This window comes from Bradyrhizobium sp. HKCCYLRH3073 (assembly GCF_051167995.1).
Classification (GTDB): Bacteria; Pseudomonadota; Alphaproteobacteria; order Rhizobiales; family Xanthobacteraceae; genus Bradyrhizobium.
The window spans coordinates 1-26,361 of sequence record NZ_JBNPUD010000007.1 but is presented as its reverse complement, the minus strand read 5'-3'; the positions used below and the strand labels follow the sequence as shown (position 1 = coordinate 26,361).

The window sequence follows — 26,361 nt, the reverse complement described above, 5'->3', positions numbered from 1 at the left end:
TCACGACCGACAGAAATGCCGACGCGCAGGCCCTCAGGTGATGCTGATGCGGCGAATCGGTGTGGCATGCGACGTCGGCACGTCCTCGCCGATGTCCGGGCGACGCTCTGCCGGCTGCTTGCTGACCGGCAATTGCAGCACGGTGACGCGCTGGCCCTCGCAGAGCTGGGTCACCAGCACGTGGCGGCCGTCGGCGAACTCGATCGCGTCGTGATGGCGATCGGGAATGTGGGTCTCGATGCTGTTGAACTTTGCGACGCGCTCGCGGATCGTCCGGGTCCAGAGCCAGCGGCTGTCGTAGCGGACGTCCTCGGCGAAGGCCAACTCGGTGCCGGGCATCATGCAGACTGCGACGGTCGGCTCGCTCTCCAGGGCGAAGCCGCGGGTGGCGGTGCCACGGAAGGTCATCGAGATCAACGTCTCGCCGACCTTGGCGGGACGGGACGCAACCGCATGGAGGCTGTAGTCACACATCGGATCGCTCCTCGTTGAGAGATAGCCGACCCACGCTCCCCCCGGACAGGCGCAGGCCTCTATCAGAGTGGACATCGATGGTGATGTTAGCGCGCGCTTCGCGGCAATTCTGCGCTGATCTGCATCGCGTGTGCCCGCGGCCGATCACAAGCGTTTGAGCATGCCGCGCTGCACATCATGAAGTGCATTCGCGTGTGGCGTATTTTGCTGGCTGCTTCCAGCTTGGCTGGCTTCTCGCTCGGCGGCGACAGCGCGTGCGCCCGCCGCCGATCGACCGATCCCATTCGCGATCAGTACTTGCGGTACAGCCCGACCAGCTTGCCTTGGATCTTCACCCGGTTCGGCGGCAGGATGCGCACCTCGTAGGCGGTGTTGGCCGGCTCGAGCGCGATCGATGCGCCGCGGCGGCGGAAGCGCTTCAAGGTCGCTTCCTCATCGTCGATCAGCGCCACCACGATGTCGCCGGTGTCGGCGGTCTCGTTGCGCTGGATCAGCGCCATGTCACCGTCGAGGATGCCGGCATCGACCATCGAGTCGCCGCGCACCTCGAGCGCATAGTGATCGCCGTTGCCGAGCATGTCGGCAGGCACGCTGATGGTGTGGCTGCGCGTCTGCAGCGCCTCGATCGGGGTACCGGCGGCGATGCGGCCCATCACCGGCACCGCGACAGGGCGCTCGCCATCGTCTAGCGCGGGAGTGCTGGTGCGCACCTTGCCGAGATTGCCTTCGATCACCGACGGCGTGAAGCCGCGACGGTTGCCCGCGGCCTGCGACAGCTCGGGCAGCTTGATCACCTCGATCGCGCGGGCGCGATTCGGCAGCCGGCGGATGAAGCCACGCTCCTCGAGCGCCGTGATCAGGCGATGAATGCCGGACTTCGAACGCAGATCGAGCGCATCCTTCATCTCGTCGAAGGACGGCGGCACGCCGGCTTCCTTGAGCCGCTCGTTGATGAACCGCAGAAGTTCGTACTGTTTGCGCGTCAGCATTTCGACCTGGTCCCCGGTTTGTTGTTGTCCGAGTCCAGGAGCTGCGCCTTGAGCACAAGCCGGCTGAGAGCGCCCTGGAGTCGGACCGTCATCGCGTCGCCCGCAACATACTAAAAACAAATCATGAACGGACACTATATGTTCGATGTGTGTTCCGCAATCCTAAAAATATGATGAACGGACCGGGCTTTACCGGGGAAGCGGCTCAGTTCGGCAGGCGCAGGATCTCGCACGGGCTGCCGGCAGGCGCCTTCGGCGCAAACGCCGGCCGGATCACCAGCGCCTGCGACAGCGCGAGGTTCCCGAGCAGCGACGAATCCTGCTGGCTCACTGGGGTGGCTACCAGCGTGCCGTCGGCGCGCTCCTCGAGCTGCGCCCGCAGATAGTCCTCGCGCGAATCGTTCGCCCCCAACTCGCGGCCGAGCAGGGCGGTCTCGCGCGGCATCACGGCCTCGTCGCGGCCGAGCAGGCGCCGAATCAGCGGCACCATGAACAGGATGGCGCAGACATAGGACGACACCGGATTGCCGGGCAGTCCGATCACCCTGATGTCGCCGAGCCGTCCGTGCATCATCGGCTTGCCCGGCCGCATCGCGATCTTCCAGAACGCCATTTCGACGCCCTCGGCCTCCAGCGCCTGCTTGACCAGGTCGTGATCGCCGACCGAGGCGCCGCCGGTCGTGATCAGGACGTCGGCCTCTGCCGCGCGGGCGCGCCGGATTCCAGCGACCGTCGCCGCCATCGTATCCGCGGCGATGCCGAGATCGATCGGCGTCGCGCCCTCGCTGCGCACCAGCGCCCGCAGCGCGTAGCCGTTGGAATAGACGATCTGCCCCGGGCCGGGCGTCGAGCCCGGCATCACCAGCTCGTCGCCGGTGGCGAGCAGCGCCACCTTCGGCCGCCGCCGCACCGGCAGCGCCGGATGATTCATGCTGGCCGCCAGGGACAGGTCGCGGTCGCTGAGCCGGCGCCCGGCCTTCAGCAGCACCATGCCCTGGTGGAAGTCGACGCCGGCCGGCCGGATGTGCCGGCCTGTGATCGCGGCCTCGGTGATCACGACATGGCCGTCCTCGGCGATCGTGTCCTCCTGGATCACCACCGCGTCGGCGCCTGCGGGGACAACGCCGCCGGTGAAGATCCGCGCCGCCTCGCCGGGCCCGACCACGCGATCGAACGGCCGTCCCGCCGCGACCTCGCCGATCACCTTCAGCCGCGCCTTGGCCTTGGCTGCGTCGGCCGCGCGCACCGCATAGCCATCCATCGCCGACATCGCCTCGGGCGGCTGCGTCCGCAGCGCCGCGAGGTCGCGGGCCAGGATGCGGTGATAGGCCTCGTCCAGCCCGACCATTTCCTCAGCCAGCGGCTCGGTGCCGGCGAGCACCGCGGACAACGCATCGGAGACCGGCATCAGGGCCATGGGATTACCTTCGGACGAAGACGGGCAGATCGACTGAATCGCCTTCTAACCGAACGCGCACGGGGTGGCCAAGAGCCTAAGCCGCTCCCGGCTTTCCGATCGTCTGAAGGTGCGTCGCGTGGCCCGCCGCCTCACGATCGCGCGAGAAACTCTGCAATCATGCCGGGGGGGGGCAGTCGCGATCTGCTCACGTGCACACGGAGTCCAGACGGAGCTATCCGGCAGCCGCGCGACAGGCGGCGCGCTCGGTGGTGTGCAGGATGTTTGCCACCATGTTCCGCAGCCAGACCGATGCGGCATCGCGGTCGAGCTGCAGCGGCCAGACCATCGAGACCGCCGGCAGCCGCAACTTCAACGGCGCCGGACAGAGCGCCAGCCCAAACCGGGGTCCGTAGAGCCTTGCCATCCGGGTCGGGATCGTGGTGATCACCGGTGACGCGGCCACCGTCGCCAGCACGCTGAGGAAATCCGAGGAGGCCGAGACCACGTTGAGCTCGGTGCCGATCTCATCCAGCGCCGCCTCCAGGCAGCCCTGCAGGCTGTTGGTCAGCGTCACCAGTGCGTGCGGAAGCGACAGATAGGCATCCAGGCCGATCGGTGTTTTCATCGCGATGCGCTTTGGATTGTAGACGCAGCTCAGCGCCTGCTCGAACAGGAACTGGGATCGGTGCCGCAGCGCCACCGCCTCGAAGCAGCCGACGCCGACATCCAAGGCGCCCTCGTCGAGCAGACGATGCACCTCGTTGCGTTCGGTCGGACGGCTGAGAAGCCGCACGCCGGGCGCCGTTCGACGCAGCTCCGCCGTGAGTTCGGGGATCAGCAGCAGCTCGACCTCGCTCGAGAATCCCAAGCGGATGGTGCGCTGCTCGGTCGCTGGGTCGAACTCCGGTGCGGCGTGCAACGCAGCCTGCATCTGGGCCAACGCCGCCCGAACCGGTCCGGCCAGCACCGCAGCCTTGGGGGTCGGCTGCATGATCGTGCCGACGCGGACGAACAGCTCATCCTGCAGCAGCACGCGAAGCGTCGACAGCGAATGGCTCATCGCCGGCTGCCCCACCTTCAGGCGCGCCGCCGCGCGTGTCACGCTGCGCTCCTGCATCAGCGCGTCGAACGCGACCAGCAGATTGAGGTCGAAGGAGCGAAGATCGAAATGATCGATGGACTGCATGAGTTGGATCGATTTGAGGAATGCATGACCTAATCGTAGATCTCGGCCCAGACAAGATCACCGTTCGGATCGAGGCCGCCAAACATGCAGGACATCACGACCTATCGCGTCGGGGACGCCACCATCAGCAGGATTTTCGAGATCGGTCTCGATGCGGTCGAGGGCGAGTTTCTGTTTCCAGGCGTGGACGCCGCCAGCATTGCCCGCGAACGCGGCCGTTTCGGGCCGGGATCGGTCGATCCGCGCACGGGATCGCTGCGCCTGAGCATCCATAGCTGGCTGGTGCGGACGCCGGAGCGGGTGGTGCTGATCGACACGGCCACCGGCAACGACAAGGAGCGGCCCGGCGCGGCCGTTCTGCATCGCCTGAACGAGCCGTTCCTCGACCGATTGCGGGCGGCCGGCGTCGCCCCCGACGATGTCGACCTCGTCCTGATGACGCATTTGCATGCGGATCACGTGGGCTGGAATACGCAGCTTGCCGATGGCCGCTGGACGCCGGTGTTTCCGAACGCCCAGCACGTTTTCTCGGGCCGAGAGCGCGCCTATGTCGCCGCCCTCTCGGCCGGCGACGGCTCGGACGCCGCGATCAGGGACGCGGCCGGGCTCGGACCCATGCTGCATCCACCGATGCCGGGGGTCTACGAAGACAGCGTGCTGCCGATCGTCGAGGCCGGCCTCGCGCGCGAGATCACGGTCGATGGCAGCGAGGTCGTCGACGGCTTCCGTTTTGTGCCGAGCCCCGGTCACAGCATCGATCACGCCTGCATCAGCTTCAGCTCGCGTGGCGAGCGCGCGCTGTTCTGGGGCGATGTGCTGCATCATCCGATGCAGGTCGCGCATCCGGACTGGAATTCGGTCTATTGCGAATTCCCGGAGGCGGCGCGGACCTCACGGCTATGGGCGATGAACCATGCCGCGGAGACCGGCTCCCTCGTGTTCACCACCCATTTCGCCGAGTCCTCGGCCGGGCGCGTCAGCCGCGACGGCGACCGGTTTGCCTGGCACTTCGCCTGATCCGAGATGGCCATGATCGATAATGCAACGTTCTCCTCGCGCATCGTTTCCGAGCGCCGCCTGATCGAAGGTCCGGTGTCCGACGTCCAGCTTCAGCTCATCAACAAGCGCCGGCACGACCTGCAACGCTTCTCGGCCGAGCGCACGCTGGTGATGATGCACGGCGCCACCTTTTCGTCCGCGAGCCTGTTCGACGTCGCGGTCGATGGTGCCTCCTTCATGGATGTGCTGGCGCAGGCCGGCTACGACGTCTGGGCCGTCGACGCGCGCGGCTACGGCGGCTCCAGCCGGCCGCCGGAGATGTCGCGCGCGCCAGAGGAAGGTTCTCCATTGGCCAATGCGTGGACCGCCGTGGACGATTTCTCTGCCGCAGTGGATTTCATCCGCCGGCATCGCGATATCCCGCGCGTCAATGTGCTCGGCATGTCCTGGGGCGCCACGATCGCCGGCATGTTCGCGAGCGCGGCGAACGCGAAGCTCGAGAAGCTGATCCTGGTGACGCCGCTCTGGCTGTCGAGCGAGCCGCTGCGCATCGACGCCGGCGGACCGCTCGGCGCCTATCGGATCGTCACCCCGCGCGCGTTCGAGGCGGCATGGCGCGGCGCCGCTCCGGAGCACGCGCGGGACAAGCTGATTCCGGACGGCTGGTTCGAGACCTGGGCGCAGGCGACGCTCGCGACCGATCCGGACTCGCCGTACCCCGACGCGATCCGCGCGCCCTCGGGCGCGGTACAGGACGTCCGCGCGCATTGGACCGCGGCCAGGCCGACCTATGATCCCGGCAGCATCAACTGCCCGGTTCTCCTGCTCTCGGCGGAATGGGATGTGGATGTCAGCTTCGAGATGGCGCACGACCTGTTCGTTCGACTCGCGAGCGCGCCGTACAAGCGCCTGGTCGAGATCGGCCAGGGCACGCACATGGTCCTGATGGAGCGGAATCGACAGCAGGCGTTCGATGCAGTGATCGGATTTCTCGACGAACGCGCCGTGCCGGCGCGTTGATCATGGCGCGGACGATCTGCAACGGGCGGACGGCTTTCGTGCGGTCTGTTAGAGCGGATGTCGAATCCAGACATTCGGCTCGACATAGGCGGCATGGTCGTGCGCGACCGACGCGAGCACAGGCACGAGAGCACAGGGGATCTCGATCTCACCCGATCGATCGAAGGTCACGCCGGTCCATTGCGACCACTCGGCGAGCGTGCCGACGATGGTCATCGAGCACGGCGCGATCTTGACGATCTCGCCGCCGATGCGGATGTGCGTGCGCAGCCAGGAATCCGCGAGCTGGCCGTCTTCGCGCCGCTGATCGAGATAAGCGCGCATCGGCGTCCGCGGCACCAGATGCTTCTGGTTCGGCCGCACCGGCGCGTACAGCTCGGCAAAGCCTTTTGCGCGCGCGCCGTCCTTCAGCGCCGCCAGCATGGCGAGCGAGCTGCCGGGCACGCGCGCCTTCGGCAGCAGCGCGATCTCGAGCGCGCTCATCGTCGTCGGCTGCCGCCCCAGCAGGCGATCCTCGTGACCCCAGCGGATCACCTCGTCCCAGCCCGCATCCGGCAGCGTCCGGCGGCCCTCGATGCCAAAGGCGAAGGGAATGGCGAAGCCGCGTCCGACCACCTCGTCACCGGCCAGCGCCGCATAGGCGCAGTCCAAATAGTGGTCGAACACGGGCGGGTCGAAGTACAACATTGCGGTCCGGTCCTGACGCATGAAGGGGGGCCAAAGACCATCGAGCTCGGGCGAGAACACGCGCGGGATCGGGTCGGGCCGGTCACGCAAACAGATGATGTCGAGGGGCATTCGGTTCTTCCGGGCGGCGGGCGTGCAGGAGCGGACAGCTTAGGCGGTCGGGCCGTCCGCGGCCAGCGGACGCGCCGGGAGGCGGGCCGGACGGCGCCGTTGCCGGCGGCCGAATTTAGGATTCGCTTTTTCGGAAAAGTCTGCTATGCTGATTTGGTCCCGTGCTCGACAGGAGGGGCGCTTCGCGATCGTCACGGACGTGGAGCGCGGGATGCGGTGGCCGCGACGTGTCGCAGCGTGCTTCGGCATGTGGACGGACGGCATGGCGCGGACGTGAAGTCGCGTGGTCCTGGCATCCCGACGCTGATGCCAAGCCGGCGGGTGATGATGAGCCCGACGGCGACGGTGGCCAACAAGCCGGAGCACCGGGGAGAGCGCGAAGTAAGCGTGAAGACCATCGCGCAGGGAATGCCGGATGTCGGCTGGACCTGTGGTGACTGCCGCCTGCTTTTTTTCTGCAGGCGGGCCATGGGTTGCGGCCTGCAGCCCGGCATTCCCTGCGCCCTCCGACTTCGAGGGTGAACGACAGCAGCATCACTCGGGCTCACCGTGCCGCGAGAACAATTTCGCATGAGTGGACGTCGTGATTGCGAGCGCAGCAACTCAGAATTTTTCCGCGGTGGGACTCCGTTTTTGCGCGGTGATCGAGAAGCGGAGTTTTCGTCTTTGCGAATTCCTCGTGCCTCTCTCACCGCCTCAAGCCTGTATGAGCTTCGATCCAGCGCCGCCCTCCGCTGTCGTCCCGGGCAAGTCACGACGCCGCGCCAGCGGCGGCGGGGCGCCGACCCGGGATCCATAGCCACAGGGAGATGTTTTGCGCACGATATCGAACGAGTCTTGCCAGATCATGGCTGCCGGTGGCTATGGGCCCCTGCGTTCGCAGGGGCGACAGCGGAGGTTGTGGCGGAGTTGCGGGCCCGAGCCTCGTTGATACGCCGCCGCCGGCCATGACGCGTCCTTCCGACAAACGCCTAGATCCCCAGCGCCTCCAGCGCCGCGGCGACATCGGCTGTCGAGCGCACCAGCACCGCATTCAGCCCGCTGGCCTGCGCGCCCTCGACGTTTTCGGCGAGATCGTCGAAGAACACGATCCGCTTGGCGGGCACGCCGATCGCTCGCACCACGTGATCATACGCCTCGGCATCCGGCTTGCGCAGGCCGATCGACGACGACAGGAAGATCTCGCGAAAGTGACCGAGCAGATCGGCGTAAACAGGCGAGAAGTGATCGATGTGCGGCTGGTTGGTGTTGGAGAAGGCGTAGAGCGGCAGCTTTTCCGCCGCGCGTGCGAGCAGCGCGGCGATGCCCGGCATCGCGCCGACGAAGATCGCGTTCCAGCCATCAAGAAACTGCGCGTCGGTGATGTCGATGCCGAGCTGCTGGCGCAGGTTGGCGAAGAACGCGGCGTCGGAAACGGTGCCACGCTCATGGCCGTGATAGATCTCGTCGCGCACGAAGCGCGCCGCGATCTGCTCGGGCGGACAGCCGGCATGCGCCGCCCAGCGCGAGACCACCTGGACGAAATCGATGTCGATGACGACGCGGCCGAGATCGAACAGCAGCGCATCGGCCGCGCCGGGGTGGAGAGCGGAGGAGGGCATGGACAGCGGCGGCGGTGCCTGGTGTGGAAGCGACGGAGCGCTTCCTTAATAGCGATAGGGCTCGATGTCGACCAGCGGAAACGCGCTGACCACGCTCGGCAGGTTGGTGGCGGTCGCCGGATGCAGATAGGATGCGTTCAGCTCCGCGAACGAGGTGACGCCGAGCAGGCCGAGCGCGCGGATGACCTCGTCCTCCAGCAGCTCGAGCATGCGCAGGATGCCGTCCTCGCCGGCGGCCGCCAGCGCCCAGCATTGCAGCCGGCCAATGCCGACGAGATCGGCGCCGGAGGCGATCGCCTTGACGATGTCGGTGCCGCGGCAGAAGCCGCCGTCGACCATGATCCTGGCCCGGCCCTTCACCGCCGCGACGATCTCCGGCAGCACGTGCATCGCGCCGCGGCCATGATCGAGCTGGCGGCCGCCATGGTTGGAGACGTAGATCCAGTCGACGCCGTGATCGACCGCGATCTGCGCGTCCTCGGCGGTCGCGATGCCCTTGATGATCAGCGGCAGCTTGAACTTGTCCTTGATCAGCCTGACGGTGTGCCAGCTCAGCGCCTTCTGATGATCGCCGCCGGTCGCGCGCAGCCGGCTTTCGCGCACATAGCGCTTGGCGATGTCGCGCTCGCGCCGGCTGTAGTGGGCGGTGTCGACGGTGAGGCAGAACGCCGTGTAGCTGTTGGCGACGGCGCGGCTCACATAGTCCTCGACGAAGGCGTCGTCGCCGCGGACATAGAGCTGGAAGATGCGCAGCGCGTCGGGAGCGGCCTCGGCGGTCTTCTCCAGCCCGGGCTCGGACACCGAGCTCAGCATATGCGCGGCCCCGAATCGTCCGGCGCCCCGAGCGACGCTGGCGGCCCCTGCCGGATCGAAGATTTCGAGCGCGCCGACCGGGGCCAGAACCACCGGCAGGCGCAGCCTGCGGCCGAAGGTTTCGACCGAGGCATCGACCCTGGAGACGTCGCGCAGCACGCGCGGACGGAACGCGATCTCGTCGAGCGCCATCCGGTTCCGGCGCAGCGTGGTCTCGGTTTCGGCGCCGCCGATGATGTAGTCCCAGGCATTCTGGTTGAGCTGGGCGCGGGCCTTGCGGATGAACTCGTGCAGGTTCTGGAACTTCTCGTCGCTCGAGCCGAGCTCGACGTTCCGCCACCCGGCCTCGATCGGGGACTGTTGGTTCATGGTTGCCTCCCAGCGACTGTCATGTTTCCCGGTTTTGCCGCGGAGCATCGCCCATCGTGCGGTCCGGGTGCAAGCCATTCCGAACTGGAGTTCGCCGGGCGTGCAAAGGCGGTCGCCGCAGCCGCCGGCGGTCAAATTGCGTCATCTTCCGCGGCTCGTCGAAATGTGATGAGGGGTGCCCGTGAAAGACCGGATATGTGCAGTCGGTCCCTGGAGGACAGGCGCAGCCCTGATCTTGATTTCAGCCTGCGAACGTCCATTTCGGATGCGGGCGCCGGCGGTCGGGCTCCGGTACGGCGGCGCAATATCGGCCTTGAAGAAACCGGAAATGTGGTGTGAGTTCGCAACACAAATCGCGCCGGCGACGCGTGCGGACCCTGTGATCGACCGGCCATCCAACAAACGCTCGGGAAGCAAACAATGCGGAAAAACTGGCTGTTCTTGGCGGGCACGATGACCGGCGTCGGTCTGACCCTGATGGTGACGGGTCCCGACGGCGCGCAACTCGTGGCGAAGGCCAAGGCCGCGGCCGGCATGGCCGACACCTATTCGCAGCTCAATTTGTTCGGTGCGGTGTTCGAGCGTGTCCGCGCCGACTATGTCGAGAAGCCCAGCGATCCCGCGCTGATCGAAGGCGCCATCAACGGCATGGTGTCGTCGCTCGATCCGCACTCGCGCTACATGAATGACAAGTCCTGGCGCGACATGCAGGAGACGACGTCCGGTGAGTTCGGCGGACTCGGTCTCGAGGTCACCATGGAAGAGGGCCTGGTCAAGGTCGTCGCGCCGATCGATGACACGCCCGCGTCCAAGGCCGGCATTCTCTCCGGCGATCTCATCGCCAAGATCGACGGCGAAGCCGTGCAGGGACTGACGCTCGAGCAGGCCGTCGCCAAGATGAAGGGCGGCGTCAACACCAAGACCAAGCTCACGATCATGCGCAAGGGCAAGGAGTCGCCGCTCGACGTCACGCTGACGCGCGAGATCATCAAGGTGCGCCCGGTACGCTATCACACCGAAGGCGGCGACATCGGCTATATCCGCATCACATCCTTCAACGAGCAGACCACCGAGAGCCTGCGCAAGGCCGTCGCCACCATCTCCAAGGAGATCCCGCAGGAGAAGCTCGCCGGCTACGTGGTCGACCTGCGCAACAATCCGGGCGGCCTGCTCGACCAGGCGGTGTCGGTCTCCAGCACGTTCCTGCCGCGCGGCGAGGTGGTTTCCACCCGCGGCCGCAATCCGGAAGAGACGCAGCGCTTCACCGCCCGCGGCGGCGATCTCACCAAGGGCAAGCCGCTCGTGGTGTTGATCAATGGCGGCTCGGCCTCGGCCTCGGAGATCGTGGCCGGCGCGCTGCACGATCACAAGCGTGCGACGCTGGTCGGCACGCGCTCGTTCGGCAAGGGCTCGGTGCAGACCATCATTCCGCTCGGCGCCGGCAATGGCGCGCTGGCGCTGACCACGGCGCGCTACTACACGCCGTCGGGCCGCTCGATCCAGGCGCAGGGCATCGCGCCGGACATCGAGGTCAAGCAGGACGTGCCGGACGAATTCAAGGATCGCGGCGATCTCAAGGGGGAGGCCGGCATGCGCGGCCATCTCTCGGCCGCCGACGGCACCGAGCAGACCGGGTCGCAGTCCTACGTTCCGCCGGACGAGAAGGACGACAAGGCGCTGCACGCCGCATTCAACGTGCTGCGGGGCGTCACGGTGAACGCCGATGTCCGCGCCAAGGCGGCGGTGCCGAACTGATCTGCGAAGTGGGCGGGTGCGCGGCTTGCGACGCTCGATGCTCACACCCGACGGGGCGGCCCTGAGGCCGTCCCGCCGTGGTTTTCGACCAGCGTGTACTGGCGGACACGGAGCATGTCCGTCTGTGTCCGATAGATCATGGCGGAGCTGTGGACTTCAAGCGGCGAACGGGACGACTGGTCGGCAGGGTTTGAATCTGGCTTGCGGAAACGCCTCAAATTGCAACGGTATTTATCGGTTCGGAACCGGCTCAGGCGGCGTCCGAGCGCGAACGGCGGCCGGATGAGCGATTGGTGCGCTGCGCGGCGAACAATTGCCGCACGTCGGCCGCCGGCTTCGGAGGGCTGAAGAGATAGCCCTGCATCTCCGAGCAGCCGAGCCGTTTCAGCACCTGGCGCTGCGCCTCGGTCTCGACGCCCTCGGCGGTCGTCGACATCTTGCGGATGGCGGCAATGTTGACCACGGCCTGCACGATCGCCGCGGAGCCCTCGCTCTCGGTGATGTCCTGGACGAAGCAGCGGTCGATTTTGATCTTGTCGAACGGAATGCGCTGCAGATAGCTGAGGCTCGAATAGCCGGTGCCGAAATCGTCGAGCGCGATGCGGACGCCGAGCGCGCGCAACTGGTGCAGGGTGTCGAGCGCGTCGTCGTCGCGGATCAGCACCGCTTCGGTGATCTCGAGCTCCAGCCGATGCGGCGGCAGGCCGGAGGTCGCAAGTGCGTTGGCGACCTTGAGCGCCAGGGTGCCGCTCTTGAACTGCACCGGCGAGACGTTGACGGCGAGCCGGATCTCGTCCGGCCAGCTCACCGCCTCGGTGCAGGCGACCTGGAGGACGCGTTCGCCGAGCAGGTTGATGAGGCCCGTGTCCTCGGCGATCGGAATGAACTCGGCCGGCGAGACGGTGCCGCGCACCGGATGCTTCCAGCGCACCAGTGCCTCGCAGCCGACGATGCGGTCGTCCTGCAGGCTCAGGCAGGGCTGGTAGTAGACCTCGAGCCGATCGTCGGCGATGGCTTGGCGCAGGTCGACCTCGAGCTGGTGGCGCGCCTTGACCTGGGCGTCCATCTCGGGCTCGAAGAAGCGCCAGGTGCGCCGTCCCGCGCCCTTGGCGGCGTACATTGCCAGATCGGCGTTCTTCATGATCTGGTCGAGATCGGTGCCGTGCTCGGGGATCAGCGCCACGCCGATCGAGGCGTCGGCGGTGAGCTGATGGCCGAGGCAGTCGCGCGGCGCGCGGATCGCGCCGAGAATGTCCTCGATCAGCTGTTCGACGTCCTCGCGGTTGCGGATCGCCGTCTGAACCACGGCGAACTCGTCGCCGCCGAGGCGGGCGACGAATCCCGTGGTGCCGACACAGGCGCTCAGGCTCGCCGCGACGGACTTCAACAGCTCGTCGCCGACGAGATGGCCGAGCGAATCGTTGACGCCCTTGAACTCGTCGATGTCGATGTAATGCAGCGCGAGGCGCCGGCCTTGGGGGACGCCGGTCAGCTCCTCCTCGAGGCGCTCGTGGAACAGGGTGCGGTTCGGCAGATCCGTCAGGGCGTCGTAGTGCGCCAGATGCGTGATCTGCTCCTCGGACCGTTTGCGCTCGGTAATGTCCTCGTGGGTGGCGAGCCAGCCGCCGCCCGCGATCGGCTCGTTGACGATCTGGATCCAGCGACCGTCCGTGGTCTCGATGATCTGCGAGGTCTTGCGGCCGATGTCGCGCAGCACCGCATCGGCATATTCGCCGTCGTCGCCCGCGAGCGAGCCGGTCGCCTTGCGGTGCGCGATCAGCTCGCGGAACGTGCAGCCTGGTTTCACGACGTCGGCCGACAGGCCGTACATGTCGACGTAGCGCTGGTTGCTGATGACCAGGCGCTCCGATGCGTCGAACAGCAGGAGGCCCTGGGTCATGTTGTTGACGGCCTTGTCGAGCCGTTCCTTCTCCAGCGTCAAGCGGCGGCTCGAAATGTCGTGGTCGCTGATCAGCCGGCGCACCACGACGTAGAGCATGCCGGCGATCAGCAGCACCGATGTCACGCCGACGGCGATCAGGAAGCGCATCTGCTCGCGCCAGTCAGCGAGCGCCGCCGAGACCGTCGTCGTCGCGGTCACGATCAAGGGATAGCTCGTCAGCCGGTGCGATGCGCCGATGCGGTGCTCGCCGTCGACGGGGCTGCTGAAAATGCCCGTGGTGTTGCCATCGCCGGCCAGGATCTGGCGGAAGATCGGCGCGTTCTTGTAGTTCTGGTTCTGCATGCCCTCATGGCGTGGATGGCGGGCCAGAAGGGTTCCGTCGCGATGCATCATCGAGATCGCTGCGTCGGGCCCGAGCGCAACGGAGGCGAAGAACCGCTCGACATTGATGGGTTCGAGACTGCGGCTGATGATGCCCAGGAACTCGCCGCTGGGACTGGTCAGTTTCAGGGCGATGACCGCGACATAGGTGCCGGTGATCCGGCCCACGACCGGTTCGATCAGCAGTTGCGGCGCAGTCGGATCGGATTTCAGCCGCTTGAAAAATGTGCGATCGGCAATGTTGACGGGCGGCACCGGCCAAGCCGCTCCGGAGTTGATCAGGTTGCCCTCGGCGTCGAAGATGTTCAAACCGCCGACATAGGTCACCGCGCTCAGCTTGTCCTTCAGCATGGCATTGACGGCGGCACTTCCCATCTGCTCCTTGAAGCGGGCGCCGGTGTCGATGTGGTTCTGTCGGACGTAGTTGGCGAGATCGCGCTGGATCGCGCCGAGATCCTCCATCTGCTGATCGAAATGACGCGCCAGCAGAAGGACGGTGTTCTCCAGCTCGCGCGTCGCGCTGTTCAGCGCGCGTTCCCGGAAACTGTCGGCCATGATGGTCGTGCCGATCGCGATGGCTGCAATCAGCACGAGGCCTCCGCCGACCAGCCAGCGGATCGGTCCACCGCGGTCGGTCGAAGCTCTGAGGGCATTCCGTGGACTGGCGTTGGTCGTCATCGGCCCCTGAATACGCTTGCGATAGGCGCTTCGGGATGGACCGCTACGACGTCCCTCCCACAACCATTGCTATAGGCCCGCTATGGAAGTGAGGTTAGGAAGTTGAGTTAGCGAACAATTAATTCGAAGTTGTATTTGACTTGGTAATCTCTTCAGGCGCGATAGTGCCCGGACTTGCCGCCGATCTTCTCGGTCAAGTGGATACCTTCGATGCGTACGCCGCGCTCGGCCGCCTTGATCATGTCGTAAATGGTCAGGCAGGCGACGGACACGGCCGTTAGGGCTTCCATTTCCACGCCGGTCGGCCCGGTCACCTTGACGGTGGCGCTGACGATGCAGCCGGGTAGCGCGGCATCGGGCGTGATGTCGACGGTGACCTTGGACAGCGCCAGCGGGTGGCACAGGGGAATCAGCTCGGAGGTCCGCTTGGCGGCCATGATGCCCGCGATGCGGGCAGTGCCGAGCACGTCGCCCTTCTTGGCGTTGCCTGACAAAATGAGCTCGAGCGTCGCCGGGCTCATGACGACGCGGCCCTCGGCGGTCGCGGTTCGCTCGGTCGCGGCCTTGTCCGACACGTCGACCATGCGGGCTTCGCCGCGGGCGTCGATGTGGGTGAGGGCGGGAGCGTCGGGCGACTTGTCGGACATGGTCACTCAGCCGCGCTGGCGGAGGCGGCATTGCGCGCGAGCAGCGCGCGCGTCGCCGCCGTGACGTCCGCCTGCCGCATCAGGCTCTCGCCGACCAGGAAGGTCTGGATGCCGACGCGCGCCAAGCGCGCGAGGTCTGCGGGCGTGAAGATGCCGCTCTCGCCGACCAGCAGGCGCTCCTTCGGCACCAGCGGCGCCAGCGCCTCGGAGGTCGCCAGCGTGGTCTCGAAGGTGCGCAGGTTGCGGTTGTTGATGCCGATCATCGGCGAGCGCAGCTTCAGCGCGCGATCGAGCTCGGCGCGATCATGGATTTCGATCAGCACATCCATGCCGTGGGCGAGCGCGGCAGCCTCGATGTCCGCAGCGGCGGCATCGTCCAGCGCGGCCATGATGATGAGGATGCAGTCGGCGCCGTGAGCACGCGCTTCGATCACCTGGTAGGTGTCGAACATGAAGTCCTTGCGCAGCACGGGCAGGGCGGTCGCGGCCCGCGCGGCGACCATGAAGTCGAGATGGCCCTGGAACGATGGCGTGTCGGTCAGCACCGACAGGCAGGCCGCGCCGCCGGCCTCGTAGGCCTTTGCGAGCACCGGCGGATCGAAATCGGCGCGGATCAGTCCCTTGGACGGCGAGGCCTTCTTCACCTCGGCGATCAGCGCGTAGTCGCCGTTTACGTGCTTGGCTCGGATCGCCGCCACGAAGCCACGCGGCGGCGAAGCGACGCGCGCGCGGGCCTCGAGTTCGGGCAGCGCGCATGCCCGCTTGGCTGCCGCGATCTCCTCGCGCTTATACGCTTCGATCTTGGTCAGGATGTCCGACATGGCACGCTCCGGTGGATCAGCTGTTGGAGACCTCGATCAGCTGCTTCAGCCGCGCCGCCGCGGCGCCGCTGTCGAGCGAATCGCGGCCGATTGCGACCCCGTCCTTCAGCGTCTTGGCACGGCCGGAGACGACCAGCGCCGCCGCAGCGTTCAGCAGAGCGACGTCGCGATAGGGGCTCGGCAGGCCGTCCAGCACGCTCTGCAGCGCCACCGCATTGGCCGCAGCGTCGCCGCCCTTCAGACCGTCGCTGCCGCACAGGCCAAGCCCGGCCTCCTCGGGCGAGACCTCGAAGGTGCGGATATGGCCGTTCTCCAGCGCGGCGACGAAGGTCGGGCCAGTCAAGGTGATCTCGTCGAGCCCGTCGGAGCCGTGCACGACCCAGGCGGCCTCCGAGCCGAGATTCTTCAACACGTGGGCCAATGGCTCGACCCATTGCCGCGAGAACACGCCGACCATCTGGCGCCTGACGCCGGCCGGATTGGACAGGGGACCGAGCAGATTGAAGATCGTGCGGGTGGCGAGCTCGACCCGGGTCGGTCCGACGTTCTTCATCGCCGGATGATGCGCGGGCGCGAACATGAAGCCGATGCCGGCCTCGTGCACGCATCGTCCGACCTGGTCCGGCTTCAGGTCGATCTTGACGCCGAGCGCGGCGAGCACGTCGGCGGCGCCGGACCGCGACGACAGTGCGCGGTTGCCGTGCTTGGCGACCGGCACGCCGGCGCCGGCCACGATGAAGGAGGCGCAGGTCGAGACGTTGACCGAGCCGGAGCCGTCACCGCCAGTGCCGACGATGTCGACCGCGCTCGCCGGCGCATCGACGCGCAGCATCTTCGCCCGCATCACGCTGACGGCGCCGGTGATCTCCTCGACCGTCTCGCCGCGCACGCGCAGCGCCATCAGCAGCGCGCCCATCTGCGACGGCGTCGCCTCGCCCGACATCATGCTGTCGAAGGCGGACGCCGCCTCCTCGCGGGACAGCGGCGCGCCGGTCGCGACCTTGCCAATGATCGACTTGAGATCGTCCATCACGCGTGCCCCTAGCAAACCGTCACTGATTGTTGCCGCCGACCACCTGGGCCACGGCGGCCTCGTTGATCGTCGTCCCGATGTCCTTCTCGAGCTTCATGACATAGGCCGTGCCTTGCTCGTCGGCGAGCGCGCGCTGCAACTGGTCCTTCAGCTTCTTGGTGTCCTCGGACGCAAGGTCGACCTTCGGATCGATGATGTCGGTGACTCGGAACACGATCCACTGCCGGCCGCCATCAGCCTCGGTCTGGCCGACGCCGTCCTTGGCGGTGCGGAACGCGGCGGTGATCGCTCCGGTGGGGACGCCGGGCACCGAGGCGTCGCGCTTGAACGCGCTGGCCGTCTCGATCTTCACGCCCAGCGATGTCGCCTCATCGGCGAGCTTGCCCCCCTCGTTGAGCTTCTTGACCAGCTCGGTGGCTTTGGCGCGCAGCTTCGCTGCGACCTCGTCGTCGCGCCAGCGCGCGGCGACCTGATCCTTGACCTCGTCGAGGGCGCGATCGCGCGGCGGGGTGATGCCGAGAACCTCGAACCAGACATAGCCGCCGCGGAACGAGATCGGCTCGTTGTCGACACCGACGTCGCTGGTGAAGGCCTGCGCAACGACATCAAGGCCAAGCGGGATGTTCGAAACGGGCTGGCCGTTGGGTTGCTTGCCGGACCTGTCGACCGCTTCGAGCGTAACGGCATTGAGACCGAGCTTCTTGGCGGCCTCGGCCACGCTGGCGCCGCCGCCGCGCTCATCTTCCATCTTGTCGCGAAGATTGGCGACTTGCGACTTGGCGCGGTCGGCTGCGATCTCTTTCTTGATCTCGGCAGCGACGCTCTCATATTCGGGCTGCTGGCCCGGCTGAATCGCGCTGACCTTGACCAGCGCCACGTTGAACGCGCCCTTGACCGGCTGGCTGACCTCGCCGGTCGGCAGCGAGAAGGCGGTATCGGCAACGACAGGGTCGAGAATCGCCGATTTCGTCACCAGACCGAGATCGAGATCGGCCGGGTTGAGGTTGCGCTCCTTGGCGAGCTCGTCGAACGTGACTTCACCCGCGGCGATCCGGGCGCGCGCCGCCTGTGCCTCCTCCATGGTGGGGAAGGTCATCTGCTGGACCTGGCGCTTCTCCGGCGTGCCCATCAGCGCCTTGCGCTGGTCGAACAGCTTCCTGGCGTCCTCGTCAGAAACGTCGGTCGACTTGCCGATCTCTTCGGGTGTCACCACGACGAACGAGATCTTGCGATATTCCGGCGCCTTGAACTGGGCTTTGTGCTCATCGAAATAGGACGCGAGAACCTCGGGCGAGGGCGCATCGATGGTGCCGGCCTGCGCCGCGTCGAGCTTGATGTAATCGATCGAGCGCTGCTCGTTCTGGAAGCGGCTCAGCGCCTCGAGCATCGTGTTGGACGGCTCCAGCCCGGCCGCGATCGTGCCGGTGATCTGCCGCCGCAGCGACTGTCGTCGCTGGTCAGCCAGATAGCGCTGCTCGGTGAAGCCGAAATTGCGGATGATGGCCTGGAAACGCTGCGGGTCGAATGCCCCGTTCGGGCCCTTGAAGTTGGGATCGCTGAGGATCACCCGCATGGTCTCCGCATCGGACTGGGCGAGACCGAGACGGCGAGCCTGCTCGTCGAGGGCGGCTTCCGCGATCGTCTGCTGCAGAACGGAGCGGTCGAGCCCGAACATGTGGGCCTGCTCGGTGGTCAGCGGACGGCCGAGCTGGCGGCCGATCTGCTGCAGCCGGTCGGTATAGATCTGCCGGAACTCGTTGATCGAGATCTCCGTGCGTCCCACGGTTGCAGCCGTCGACTGCCCGAAGCCGCGGAAGATGTCGGCGATGCCCCAGATGCCGAAACTGACGATCAAAACGCCCATGACCACCGCCATGATGGTCTTGCCGAGCCAGTTTGATGAGGCCTTGCGTAATCCTCGAAGCATGGGTCCAGTCTGTCTGCAGGAAAAAGGATGAAGAGGCCGCGCCTTAAAGCAGATTCCGCGAAAGGCCGTCGCCGAGTTGAAACGGCTTATAAAGAGGCAGCCGCCCGGTCGCAACCTCGGCCCTGAGGCCGATTGAAGCGGTGAGAAGACGGCTCCCGCTCTGGTGCTCCTCGAAGGGCTCTGCTAGCCGATGTCCGTCACAACATTTGCTGGAATCCCGCCATGACCGACCGCATCCGGCCGCTGATCGCCGGCAACTGGAAAATGAACGGCCTGAAGGCCTCGACCACCGAGTTCGACGCCATGCTGGCCGGAGCCGCCGAGGTCACCGGCAAGGCCGACCTGCTGGTCTGTCCTCCCGCCACCCTGGTGGCAGGCTTCGCCGAGCGGGCGCGCGGCACCCACGCGATCGCGATCGGCGCGCAGGACTGCCACCCTAAGGCCTCAGGAGCCCATACCGGGGACATTTCGGCGGAGATGCTGGCCGATGCTGGCGCCAGCGCCATCATCGTCGGCCATTCCGAGCGGCGTGCCGATCATGGCGAAAGCGATGTTGTGGTGCACCAGAAGACCGAGGCGGTGTGGCGCGCCGGGCTGGTCGCGATCGTTTGCGTGGGCGAAACCCAGCAGCAGCGCGATGCCGGACAGACGCTCGACATCCTGCGCGGCCAGCTCAACCTCAGCCTGCCGCAGGACTCACGGGCCGACAACCTGGTCGTGGCCTATGAGCCGGTTTGGGCGATCGGCACCGGCCTCACGCCGACCGCCAAGGATGTCGAGCAGATTCATGCCTTTATTCGGCAATTGCTGATCGACCGCTTCAAGGAGCAGGGGGCGCGCATGCGTATCCTCTATGGTGGCTCGGTCAAGCCCTCCAATGCGGCCGAGCTGATGGCGGTCGCGAATGTCAACGGTGCGCTGGTCGGCGGCGCTAGCCTGAAAGCGGCTGATTTTCTCGCAATTGCGAAGGGCTGTTGAGAGCCGAGGTGAGCCGGGCGCTCTGATACCCTGCGCCTCATGCCGCTTCTCCAATCCGCTTCCAATAGATCATCGTGCCGGTGAGGCCGCCATGCGGCTTCACGGCATAGTCTGGAATGATGCCGCTCAGCTGGAAGCCGACGCCTTCATAGAGTGATGAGGCGCCGCCATCTTCGGCGGTGTCGAGCACGAGCATCGTGCGGCCGTGCCCGCGCGCGAGGGTTTCTGCCGCATCCAGCAGAGCACGTGCGACGCCGCGCTTACGATGGCTCACGCGGGTCATCATCTTGGCGATCTCGGCGCGATGTGGCTGGTTCGGCGGCAGCTTCAGCTGCAGCGTCACCGTCCCGATCAGGTCCTGCCCGTCAAAGGCCCCCAGCACGATTCGTTCGCCGCGCTCCGCGGCCGCGAGCGAGTCCTGCCAGAAAGCATCGGCATCGCCGGAGCTGAGCGGGTGCATGAAGCTGACGGACCCGCCATGGGCCACTGTTTCGATCAGCATCGCGCTCAGCGCCGCGCGAATGGCCGGCGTGTCGGACAAGGCTGCGATTCGCGGTAACATGCTCAACTCCGGGCAAGCGCCACGACATAGACGCAGGGTGCGTCCGATTCGTTGGCAAAGGTGGTGTCGATCGGTGGGCCGAAGCCGAGGCAGTCGCCGGGGCCGAGGACGTGGCGGTCCGCGCCTTCCGTGATGGTCAATTGTCCGCTCTGCACCCAGAGAAGCTGGCGGATGTGGATGTATGAAGAGGCCGGCAAGGTCACGCTGCGGTGCGCCGGCATCTCGACCGTCACCAGCTCGATCGGATGATCCGGCCTGAGAAAGACCTGGCGCCTGACATAGCCCGTCTCCGGATCGCGCCAGACCGGCTGCTCGGCCGCCTTGGACAGGCGCTCCGACTGGGCTTCGGCGCGGAGCATCAGGCCGGCCAGCGTGAGGTCGAACGCGCTTGCGAGCTTCACCAGGATGACCGCGGTCGGGCTGACCTCGGCACGCTCGATCTTGCTGATGGTTGCCTTCGACACGCCGGAGCGTTCGGCGAGGTCGGCCAGCGACCACCCGCGGGCGTCGCGTTCCAGCAGCAGGCGGCGCGCGAGCCGTCGGCTGAAATCGTCCATTATTTGATCCATTCGTCTCTGATAATGGATATCGAGGCGGACGGCAAGGGGCGACCCCGAGGGCTACATCGGCGCTTGTGTGAAGCGTGCTTGCGATTATCTGCGGGGTGGCGTTGCGCGACACGATCGTGTAACACCGCGCAAATTTCCGAATAGCCCGCGAAGCTCTCGCGATCCCGGCCTCCGGCCGGGGCCTGCGAGGGCTTGTGACGGAAGGTCACCATGCAGACTGTCTTGATCGTCATTCACCTCATGATCGTCGCCGTCCTGATCGGCGCGGTGCTGTTGCAGAAGTCCGAAGGCGGCGGCCTCGGCATGGGCGGCGGCGCCGGCTTCATGTCGAGCCGCGGCACGGCGAACCTGCTGACGCGCACCACGGCGATCCTGGCGGTCGGCTTCTTCCTCACCAGCCTGGCCCTGACCTGGCTGGCAGGATACGATCGCAAGCCGGCCTCGATCCTCGGCACCGTGCCTGGGCAGACCCAATCGGGCGGGGCGACCCCGGTGGCGCCGACCAGCGGCGGCGTGCTCGACCAGCTCAAGAAGGCCGACGAGCAGCAGGCCCCCGCGGCACCGAGCGCGCCGCAGGCCCCGCAGTCGCAATAAAGCGGGCAAGCCATGCAGGAACGCAGTTGGCGTCCTGCATCATAAAGCGGTCTCAAGTCCCTGAGGCCATTCATATTTTGACGTCACCCACAGGCCCGCGACGACGTTGCGGGCCGACCACGATTCGTTTTGGCGAATCGCATCAGCGGCATTAAAGGTAGGGTCCCATGGCGCGGTACATCTTCATCACCGGCGGCGTGGTTTCCTCGCTCGGAAAGGGTCTGGCTTCAGCCGCGTTAGGCGCGCTGCTGCAGGCCCGCGGCTACAAGGTCCGGCTTCGCAAGCTCGACCCCTATCTCAACCTCGATCCAGGCACGATGTCGCCGTATCAGCACGGCGAAGTGTTCGTGACCGACGACGGCGCCGAGACCGATCTCGATCTCGGCCATTACGAACGCTTCACCGGGCGGCCCGCGACCAAGGCCGACAACATCACCACAGGGCGGATCTACCAGGACATCCTGACCAAGGAGCGCCGTGGCGACTATCTCGGCGCGACCATCCAGGTCGTCCCGCACGTGACGAACGCGATCAAGGATTTCGTCCTGTCCGGGAATGACGAGTACGATTTCGTGCTGGTCGAGATCGGCGGCACCGTCGGCGACATCGAGGGCCTGCCGTTCTTCGAAGCGATCCGCCAGCTCGGCAATGAGCTGCCGCGCCATCACGCGATCTACATCCATCTCACGCTGCTCCCGTACATCCCGAGCGCCGGCGAGTTGAAGACCAAGCCGACGCAGCATTCGGTCAAGGAGCTGCGCTCGATCGGCATCCAGCCGGACATCCTGCTGTGCCGCACCGACCGCCCGATCCCGAAGGAGGAACGGCGCAAGCTCGGCCTGTTCTGCAACGTGCGCGAAAGCGCCGTCATCGAGGCGCGCGACGTCGACAACATCTATGCCGTGCCCGAGGCGTATCACGCCGCGGGTCTCGACGACGAGGTGCTGGCCGCGTTCGGCATCGAGCCGCGGGTGCCGCCGGCGCTGTCGAGCTGGCACACGATCAACGAGCGCGTCCGCAACCCGGAAGGCGACGTGACGATCGCGATCGTCGGCAAGTACACGGGCATGAAGGATGCCTACAAGTCGCTGATCGAGGCGCTGTCGCATGGCGGCATCGCCAACAAGGTCCGCGTCAAGCTCGACTGGATCGAGAGCGAGGTGTTCGAGAACGAGGACCCGGCGCCGTTCCTCGAGCACGTCAACGGCATCCTGGTGCCCGGCGGCTTCGGCCAGCGCGGCGCCGAGGGCAAGATCCGGGCGGCGCAGTTCGCGCGGGAGCGCGACGTGCCGTATTTCGGCATCTGCTTCGGCATGCAGATGGCGGTGATCGAGGCCGCGCGCAATCTCGTCGGGATCGCCGAGGCCAACTCGACCGAGTTCGGTCCGACGAAGGAGCCGCTGGTCGGTCTGATGACCGAGTGGCTGCGCGGCAACGAGCTGGAGAAGCGCTCCAAGAGCGGCGATCTCGGCGGCACGATGCGGCTCGGCGCCTATCCCGCGGCGCTCAAGCGCGGCAGCCGCGTCTCCGAGGTCTATGGCGGCGCGACCGAGATCTCCGAGCGCCATCGCCACCGCTACGAGGTCAACACCGCCTACAAGGACCGGCTCGAGCAGCATGGCCTGAAGTTCTCCGGCCTGTCGCCGGACGGCGTGCTGCCGGAGATCGTCGAGTACGAGGACCATCCGTGGTTCATCGGCGTCCAGTTCCACCCCGAGCTGAAGTCGCGCCCGTTCGAGCCGCATCCGCTGTTCGCGTCCTTCATCCAGGCCGCGGTGGTGCAAAGCCGGCTGGTCTGAGCCAGACGCGAGGGGCGAGCGATCACGCCTCTCCATGAGCACGCTGCTCATGGCCAATGTGCAGCGCCGATTTCGGAGCCGGACCCTCATGGTGAGGAGCGTCGCCTTTGCGACGCGTCTCGAACCATGAGGCCAAGGTCCGGGCCTCGCCCTTCGAGACGACCGCCTGCGGCGGTCTCCTCAGGGTGAGGGTCGAACAACGTTCCAAGTGGCGCAAATCTCTCTCCACGAGCAAACGGCCCGTCGCCAAAGCGCAGCGGCAGGAGACGCGTTGAGCCATCTCCAACCCTGCGGCCACAGCGGTCACTCCGCCTTTGACGGCAGCAGTGATTGTTGCGACAACGCTCCCTGTTCACGCGAAGCAAGAACAGATCAGGGAGGATCACATGATCTATGAGAGCCGCATCTATCGCTGCATTCCCGGCCGCCTGCCGGCGCTGCTCAAGCGTTTCGAAAACACGACGCTGAAGCTGTGGGAAAAGCACGGCATCCGCCCGGTCGGCTTCTTCACCACCCTGATCGGCGAGTCCAACCAGGACCTGACCTATTTCCTCGCCTGGGAGTCGCTCGCCGAGCGCGAGACCAAATGGACCGCGTTCATGACCAATCCGGACTGGATCGCGGCGCGCGCCAAGAGCGAGGAGGACGGCCAGATCGTCGCCAACATCACCAGCCAGTTCCTGGTGCCGACCGCGTTCTCGGCGCTGAAGTAGAGGCCGGGGAGGGGCGGGGATGACCGATCCCCGCAACCCTGCTATTCGCGGGGCCGCGCCGGGTTGATCCGGCGGCCTGCGCCGGGTCATGGTCGCGCGCACGAAGAGGATGAAGTTGTGAACGCTCCGATCTCCGCCGCGCCGGTCGTCAGCCTCGGCTCCGTCAAGTTTGGCAATCATCTGCCGCTCGCGGTCATCGCCGGGCCGTGCCAGCTCGAGAGCCGCGCGCACGCGCTCGAGGTCGCCTCGGCGCTGAAGGAGATCGCGACGCGCCTGAACATCGGCCTCGTCTACAAGACCTCGTTCGACAAGGCCAACCGCACCTCTGGCTCCGCCGCGCGCGGGCTTGGCCTCCAGCAGTCGCTGCCGATCTTCGCGGAGATCCGCGCCTCGCTCGGCCTTCCCGTGCTGACCGATGTCCATGACGCGAGCCAGTGCGCCGAGGTGGCGCAGGCCGTCGACATCCTGCAGATCCCCGCCTTCCTGTGCCGCCAGACCGACCTGCTGCTCGCGGCCGCCGCGACCGGCAAGGTGATCAACGTCAAGAAGGGCCAGTTCCTGGCACCGTGGGATATGGCGAACGTCGTTGCCAAGATCACCGGCGCCGGCAATCCGAACGTGCTGGCGACCGAGCGCGGCGTCTCGTTCGGCTACAACACGCTGGTCTCGGACATGCGGTCGCTGCCGATCATGGCGCGCACGACCGGGGCGCCGGTCATCTTCGACGCGACGCATTCGGTGCAGCAGCCGGGCGGGCAGGGCACCTCCTCGGGCGGCCAGCGCGAATTCGTCCCGGTGCTGGCACGCGCGGCCGTCGCGGTCGGCGTCGCCGGCGTGTTCATCGAGACCCATCCCGATCCGGATCATGCGCCCTCCGATGGACCGAACATGGTGCCGCTCGCACAGTTCGAGGCCTTGTTGAAGACGCTGATGGACTTCGACCGGCTCGCCAAGGCGCAGACGGCAGACGCCATCAGCTGATGCACCAGCCCGTCGCCAAGCCCGCAGACAACAAGTTTCCGCCAGCCGTGAACATCATCGCGCTGGCGGGCTTCTCGGCGGCGCTGTCGACGCGGGCGCTCGATCCGGTGCTGCCGCATGTCGCCGAGGATTTTTCGATCAGCATTGCGACGGCGGCCGGCATCGCCGCCGGCTATGCGCTGATCTATGCGCTGATCCAGCCGGCGATCGGCGCCGCCGCCGATCTGTTCGGCAAGGCGCGCCTGATGACGCTGTGCCTCGCGCTGCTCGGCGTCGCCAGCATCCTTGGCGCGCTCGCGACCTCGTTTCCGCTGCTGTTCGCCTCGCGCATTCTCGCTGGCGTTGCCTCGGGCGGCGTGTTCCCGGTCGCGCTCGGATTGACCAGCGATCTCGTCGCGCCCGACAAGCGCCAGGTTGCGATCGGCCGGACGCTGGCGGGATCGATGGCCGGCAACCTGCTCGGCGCCACGGCATCCGGTATCATCGGCGACTTCATCGGCTGGCGCGGCGTGCTCGCGATCCTCGGCGCGCTCGGACTGATCGCCTCGCTCGCGGTGGCGGCCGGTTTCCGCGGCGCCAAGGTCACCCACGTGCCGACCACGGATCTCGCCGCGCTGAGGAAGGGCTACCGCACCATCTTCACCAACCCGAATGCGCGCTTCTGCTTTCCGGCGGTGTTCGTCGAAGGCTGCTGCGTGTTCGGGCTGTTTCCGTTCATCGCCTCGTTCCTGTTCGATCTCGGCGAGACCTCGCTGTCGATCGCCGGCATCGTCATCGCAGGCTTTGCCGTCGGCGGCCTGTTCTACACCTTCACGGTCTCGAGCTTCCTGCCGCGGCTCGGCGTCAAGGGCATGATGATCGTCGGCGCCGCCCTGGTGGCCCTGCAGCTCGCCGCGCTCGCCTTCGGTCCCGGCTGGAAGCTGCAATTCGCCTGCATGCTGATGATGGGCTGGGGCTTCTACATGATCCATGGCTGCCTGCAGGTGTTCGCCAGCGAGCTGTCGATCGGCGCCCGCGCCACCGCGATGTCGCTGCACTCGTTCTTCTTCTTCCTCGGCCAGACCGTCGGCCCCATCGCCTACGGTTTTGGCGTGGTCCATGGCGGCAAGCAGCCGACGCTGCTCGCCGCCGCTGTCCTGATGGTCGCGCTCGGCTTCGCCTGCGCCGCGCTGCTGCGCCAGCGGCCGCCGGCGGATGCGGCGGCGAGCTGACCGCCCTGTCGGGCACAGGTGCATGCTCATTGCATCTGAAGACACCGAGCCATAGCCGCAGGAACGCCTGCTCATTTGTTGCTCCGTCATGGCCGGGCTTGTCCCACGGCTGTCCGGTTCAGACAGACTGGACATGGTGCATGGCGTGGATTCTTCTGCGG

The 26,361-nt window shown here is 66.6% G+C and carries 23 protein-coding genes; 9 read left to right on the top strand and 14 right to left on the bottom strand.

The genetic code is table 11. The features are described from left to right. Window positions 1–33: 33 nt before the first annotated feature. From ACQR1X_RS17635 to ACQR1X_RS17620, 4 genes are all read right to left on the bottom strand, one after another. Window positions 34–474 carry a hypothetical protein gene (locus tag ACQR1X_RS17635; protein WP_434882410.1) on the bottom strand — a complete coding sequence of 147 codons (441 nt, stop codon included), beginning with the start codon at window positions 472–474 and terminating at the stop codon, window positions 34–36. 290 nt (window positions 475–764) lie between these two features. Further along, window positions 765–1,463 (bottom strand): transcriptional repressor LexA, encoded by a 699-nt coding sequence (gene lexA / locus ACQR1X_RS17630; protein WP_006611089.1) that lies wholly within the window; start codon window positions 1,461–1,463, stop codon window positions 765–767. A gap of 205 nt (window positions 1,464–1,668) precedes the next feature. Then, window positions 1,669–2,880 (bottom strand): molybdopterin molybdotransferase MoeA, encoded by a 1,212-nt coding sequence (locus ACQR1X_RS17625; RefSeq protein ID WP_316181289.1) that lies wholly within the window; start codon window positions 2,878–2,880, stop codon window positions 1,669–1,671. 214 nt (window positions 2,881–3,094) lie between these two features. After that, window positions 3,095–4,048 carry a LysR family transcriptional regulator gene (locus ACQR1X_RS17620; RefSeq protein ID WP_434840109.1) on the bottom strand — a complete coding sequence of 318 codons (954 nt, stop codon included), beginning with the start codon at window positions 4,046–4,048 and terminating at the stop codon, window positions 3,095–3,097. An 84-nt stretch (window positions 4,049–4,132) separates the two neighbouring features. Between ACQR1X_RS17620 and ACQR1X_RS17615 the strand changes: the two genes are divergently transcribed. Continuing rightward, on the top strand, window positions 4,133–5,065 hold the full coding sequence (locus ACQR1X_RS17615) for an MBL fold metallo-hydrolase (protein ID WP_434887155.1): 933 nt from the start codon (window positions 4,133–4,135) through the stop codon (window positions 5,063–5,065). 12 nt (window positions 5,066–5,077) lie between these two features. Next, window positions 5,078–6,067: an alpha/beta hydrolase gene (locus tag ACQR1X_RS17610; RefSeq protein ID WP_434887156.1), complete on the top strand. Its 990-nt coding sequence runs from the start codon at window positions 5,078–5,080 to the stop codon at window positions 6,065–6,067. A gap of 48 nt (window positions 6,068–6,115) precedes the next feature. Here ACQR1X_RS17610 and ACQR1X_RS17605 read toward each other — a convergent pair whose 3' ends face one another. The 3 genes from ACQR1X_RS17605 to ACQR1X_RS17595 all read right to left on the bottom strand — a co-directional run bounded on the left by ACQR1X_RS17605 (window position 6,116) and on the right by ACQR1X_RS17595 (window position 9,648). After that, a complete protein-coding gene (locus tag ACQR1X_RS17605; protein WP_434846947.1) occupies window positions 6,116–6,775 on the bottom strand; it encodes a hypothetical protein in 660 nt (219 codons plus the stop codon). A gap of 1,061 nt (window positions 6,776–7,836) precedes the next feature. After that, window positions 7,837–8,466 (bottom strand): HAD family hydrolase, encoded by a 630-nt coding sequence (locus ACQR1X_RS17600; protein WP_316183659.1) that lies wholly within the window; start codon window positions 8,464–8,466, stop codon window positions 7,837–7,839. Window positions 8,467–8,511: 45 nt separating this feature from the next. Continuing rightward, window positions 8,512–9,648 carry an alpha-hydroxy acid oxidase gene (locus ACQR1X_RS17595; protein ID WP_434840505.1) on the bottom strand — a complete coding sequence of 379 codons (1,137 nt, stop codon included), beginning with the start codon at window positions 9,646–9,648 and terminating at the stop codon, window positions 8,512–8,514. 420 nt (window positions 9,649–10,068) lie between these two features. On the opposite strand from ACQR1X_RS17595, the gene ACQR1X_RS17590 reads away from it, so the two are divergent. Next, window positions 10,069–11,403 (top strand): S41 family peptidase, encoded by a 1,335-nt coding sequence (locus tag ACQR1X_RS17590; RefSeq protein ID WP_315799756.1) that lies wholly within the window; start codon window positions 10,069–10,071, stop codon window positions 11,401–11,403. A 250-nt stretch (window positions 11,404–11,653) separates the two neighbouring features. Here ACQR1X_RS17590 and ACQR1X_RS17585 read toward each other — a convergent pair whose 3' ends face one another. From ACQR1X_RS17585 to ACQR1X_RS17565, 5 genes are all read right to left on the bottom strand, one after another. Beyond that, a complete protein-coding gene (locus tag ACQR1X_RS17585; RefSeq protein WP_434899280.1) occupies window positions 11,654–14,365 on the bottom strand; it encodes a bifunctional diguanylate cyclase/phosphodiesterase in 2,712 nt (903 codons plus the stop codon). Window positions 14,366–14,517: 152 nt separating this feature from the next. Next, window positions 14,518–15,012: a cyclic pyranopterin monophosphate synthase MoaC gene (gene moaC / locus ACQR1X_RS17580; RefSeq protein ID WP_434899279.1), complete on the bottom strand. Its 495-nt coding sequence runs from the start codon at window positions 15,010–15,012 to the stop codon at window positions 14,518–14,520. Window positions 15,013–15,014: 2 nt separating this feature from the next. Beyond that, window positions 15,015–15,833 (bottom strand): indole-3-glycerol phosphate synthase TrpC, encoded by an 819-nt coding sequence (gene trpC / locus ACQR1X_RS17575; RefSeq protein WP_434848278.1) that lies wholly within the window; start codon window positions 15,831–15,833, stop codon window positions 15,015–15,017. Window positions 15,834–15,849: 16 nt separating this feature from the next. Continuing rightward, the gene (gene trpD / locus ACQR1X_RS17570; RefSeq protein ID WP_315799760.1) at window positions 15,850–16,863 is read right to left on the bottom strand and encodes an anthranilate phosphoribosyltransferase; all 1,014 of its coding nucleotides are present in this window, start codon (window positions 16,861–16,863) and stop codon (window positions 15,850–15,852) included. Between the two features lie 22 nt (window positions 16,864–16,885). Next, window positions 16,886–18,793, bottom strand: coding sequence for a peptidylprolyl isomerase (locus tag ACQR1X_RS17565; RefSeq protein WP_316217892.1), 1,908 nt, complete (start codon window positions 18,791–18,793; stop codon window positions 16,886–16,888). 222 nt (window positions 18,794–19,015) lie between these two features. Between ACQR1X_RS17565 and tpiA the strand changes: the two genes are divergently transcribed. Next, the gene (gene tpiA / locus ACQR1X_RS17560) at window positions 19,016–19,771 is read left to right on the top strand and encodes a triose-phosphate isomerase (RefSeq protein ID WP_316236379.1); all 756 of its coding nucleotides are present in this window, start codon (window positions 19,016–19,018) and stop codon (window positions 19,769–19,771) included. 37 nt (window positions 19,772–19,808) lie between these two features. On the opposite strand, the gene ACQR1X_RS17555 is transcribed toward tpiA, so the two are convergent. Continuing rightward, complete coding sequence (locus ACQR1X_RS17555) at window positions 19,809–20,333, bottom strand: GNAT family N-acetyltransferase (protein ID WP_315799763.1); 525 nt, start codon at window positions 20,331–20,333, stop codon at window positions 19,809–19,811. Between the two features lie 2 nt (window positions 20,334–20,335). Next, window positions 20,336–20,902, bottom strand: a complete 567-nt coding sequence (locus ACQR1X_RS17550; protein WP_434899278.1) for a helix-turn-helix domain-containing protein — start codon at window positions 20,900–20,902, stop codon at window positions 20,336–20,338. A gap of 210 nt (window positions 20,903–21,112) precedes the next feature. Here ACQR1X_RS17550 and secG point away from each other — a divergent pair, with 210 nt between their 5' ends. From secG to ACQR1X_RS17525, 5 genes are all read left to right on the top strand, one after another. Further along, complete coding sequence (gene secG / locus ACQR1X_RS17545; protein WP_315799765.1) at window positions 21,113–21,496, top strand: preprotein translocase subunit SecG; 384 nt, start codon at window positions 21,113–21,115, stop codon at window positions 21,494–21,496. 167 nt (window positions 21,497–21,663) lie between these two features. Continuing rightward, the gene (locus ACQR1X_RS17540; protein WP_316183673.1) at window positions 21,664–23,295 is read left to right on the top strand and encodes a CTP synthase; all 1,632 of its coding nucleotides are present in this window, start codon (window positions 21,664–21,666) and stop codon (window positions 23,293–23,295) included. 386 nt (window positions 23,296–23,681) lie between these two features. Further along, a complete protein-coding gene (locus ACQR1X_RS17535; protein WP_316183674.1) occupies window positions 23,682–24,008 on the top strand; it encodes an NIPSNAP family protein in 327 nt (108 codons plus the stop codon). Window positions 24,009–24,125: 117 nt separating this feature from the next. After that, window positions 24,126–24,989 carry a 3-deoxy-8-phosphooctulonate synthase gene (gene kdsA / locus ACQR1X_RS17530; RefSeq protein ID WP_434899277.1) on the top strand — a complete coding sequence of 288 codons (864 nt, stop codon included), beginning with the start codon at window positions 24,126–24,128 and terminating at the stop codon, window positions 24,987–24,989. Continuing rightward, window positions 24,989–26,200: an MFS transporter gene (locus ACQR1X_RS17525; protein ID WP_434899276.1), complete on the top strand. Its 1,212-nt coding sequence runs from the start codon at window positions 24,989–24,991 to the stop codon at window positions 26,198–26,200. Before kdsA ends, ACQR1X_RS17525 begins: the two co-directional genes overlap by 1 nt. Window positions 26,201–26,361 lie beyond the last annotated feature (161 nt).

What these genes read in the sequence shown, in the direction of transcription:
- ACQR1X_RS17600 (WP_316183659.1), bottom strand. Translation starts at nt 8,466, where the DNA reads ATGCCCTCCTCCGCTCTCCACCCCGGCGCGGCCGATGCGCTGCTGTTC.
- ACQR1X_RS17635 (WP_434882410.1), bottom strand. Translation starts at nt 474, where the DNA reads ATGTGTGACTACAGCCTCCATGCGGTTGCGTCCCGTCCCGCCAAGGTC.
- ACQR1X_RS17620 (WP_434840109.1), bottom strand. Translation starts at nt 4,048, where the DNA reads ATGCAGTCCATCGATCATTTCGATCTTCGCTCCTTCGACCTCAATCTG.
- ACQR1X_RS17535 (WP_316183674.1), top strand. Translation starts at nt 23,682, where the DNA reads ATGATCTATGAGAGCCGCATCTATCGCTGCATTCCCGGCCGCCTGCCG.
- ACQR1X_RS17550 (WP_434899278.1), bottom strand. Translation starts at nt 20,902, where the DNA reads ATGGATCAAATAATGGACGATTTCAGCCGACGGCTCGCGCGCCGCCTG.
- ACQR1X_RS17565 (WP_316217892.1), bottom strand. Translation starts at nt 18,793, where the DNA reads ATGCTTCGAGGATTACGCAAGGCCTCATCAAACTGGCTCGGCAAGACC.
- ACQR1X_RS17555 (WP_315799763.1), bottom strand. Translation starts at nt 20,333, where the DNA reads ATGTTACCGCGAATCGCAGCCTTGTCCGACACGCCGGCCATTCGCGCG.
- tpiA (WP_316236379.1), top strand. Translation starts at nt 19,016, where the DNA reads ATGACCGACCGCATCCGGCCGCTGATCGCCGGCAACTGGAAAATGAAC.
- ACQR1X_RS17540 (WP_316183673.1), top strand. Translation starts at nt 21,664, where the DNA reads ATGGCGCGGTACATCTTCATCACCGGCGGCGTGGTTTCCTCGCTCGGA.
- trpC (WP_434848278.1), bottom strand. Translation starts at nt 15,833, where the DNA reads ATGTCGGACATCCTGACCAAGATCGAAGCGTATAAGCGCGAGGAGATC.
- ACQR1X_RS17585 (WP_434899280.1), bottom strand. Translation starts at nt 14,365, where the DNA reads ATGACGACCAACGCCAGTCCACGGAATGCCCTCAGAGCTTCGACCGAC.
- moaC (WP_434899279.1), bottom strand. Translation starts at nt 15,012, where the DNA reads ATGTCCGACAAGTCGCCCGACGCTCCCGCCCTCACCCACATCGACGCC.
- secG (WP_315799765.1), top strand. Translation starts at nt 21,113, where the DNA reads ATGCAGACTGTCTTGATCGTCATTCACCTCATGATCGTCGCCGTCCTG.
- ACQR1X_RS17590 (WP_315799756.1), top strand. Translation starts at nt 10,069, where the DNA reads ATGCGGAAAAACTGGCTGTTCTTGGCGGGCACGATGACCGGCGTCGGT.
- ACQR1X_RS17610 (WP_434887156.1), top strand. Translation starts at nt 5,078, where the DNA reads ATGATCGATAATGCAACGTTCTCCTCGCGCATCGTTTCCGAGCGCCGC.
- ACQR1X_RS17625 (WP_316181289.1), bottom strand. Translation starts at nt 2,880, where the DNA reads ATGGCCCTGATGCCGGTCTCCGATGCGTTGTCCGCGGTGCTCGCCGGC.
- ACQR1X_RS17615 (WP_434887155.1), top strand. Translation starts at nt 4,133, where the DNA reads ATGCAGGACATCACGACCTATCGCGTCGGGGACGCCACCATCAGCAGG.
- trpD (WP_315799760.1), bottom strand. Translation starts at nt 16,863, where the DNA reads ATGGACGATCTCAAGTCGATCATTGGCAAGGTCGCGACCGGCGCGCCG.
- lexA (WP_006611089.1), bottom strand. Translation starts at nt 1,463, where the DNA reads ATGCTGACGCGCAAACAGTACGAACTTCTGCGGTTCATCAACGAGCGG.
- ACQR1X_RS17595 (WP_434840505.1), bottom strand. Translation starts at nt 9,648, where the DNA reads ATGAACCAACAGTCCCCGATCGAGGCCGGGTGGCGGAACGTCGAGCTC.
- ACQR1X_RS17525 (WP_434899276.1), top strand. Translation starts at nt 24,989, where the DNA reads ATGCACCAGCCCGTCGCCAAGCCCGCAGACAACAAGTTTCCGCCAGCC.
- ACQR1X_RS17605 (WP_434846947.1), bottom strand. Translation starts at nt 6,775, where the DNA reads ATGCGTCAGGACCGGACCGCAATGTTGTACTTCGACCCGCCCGTGTTC.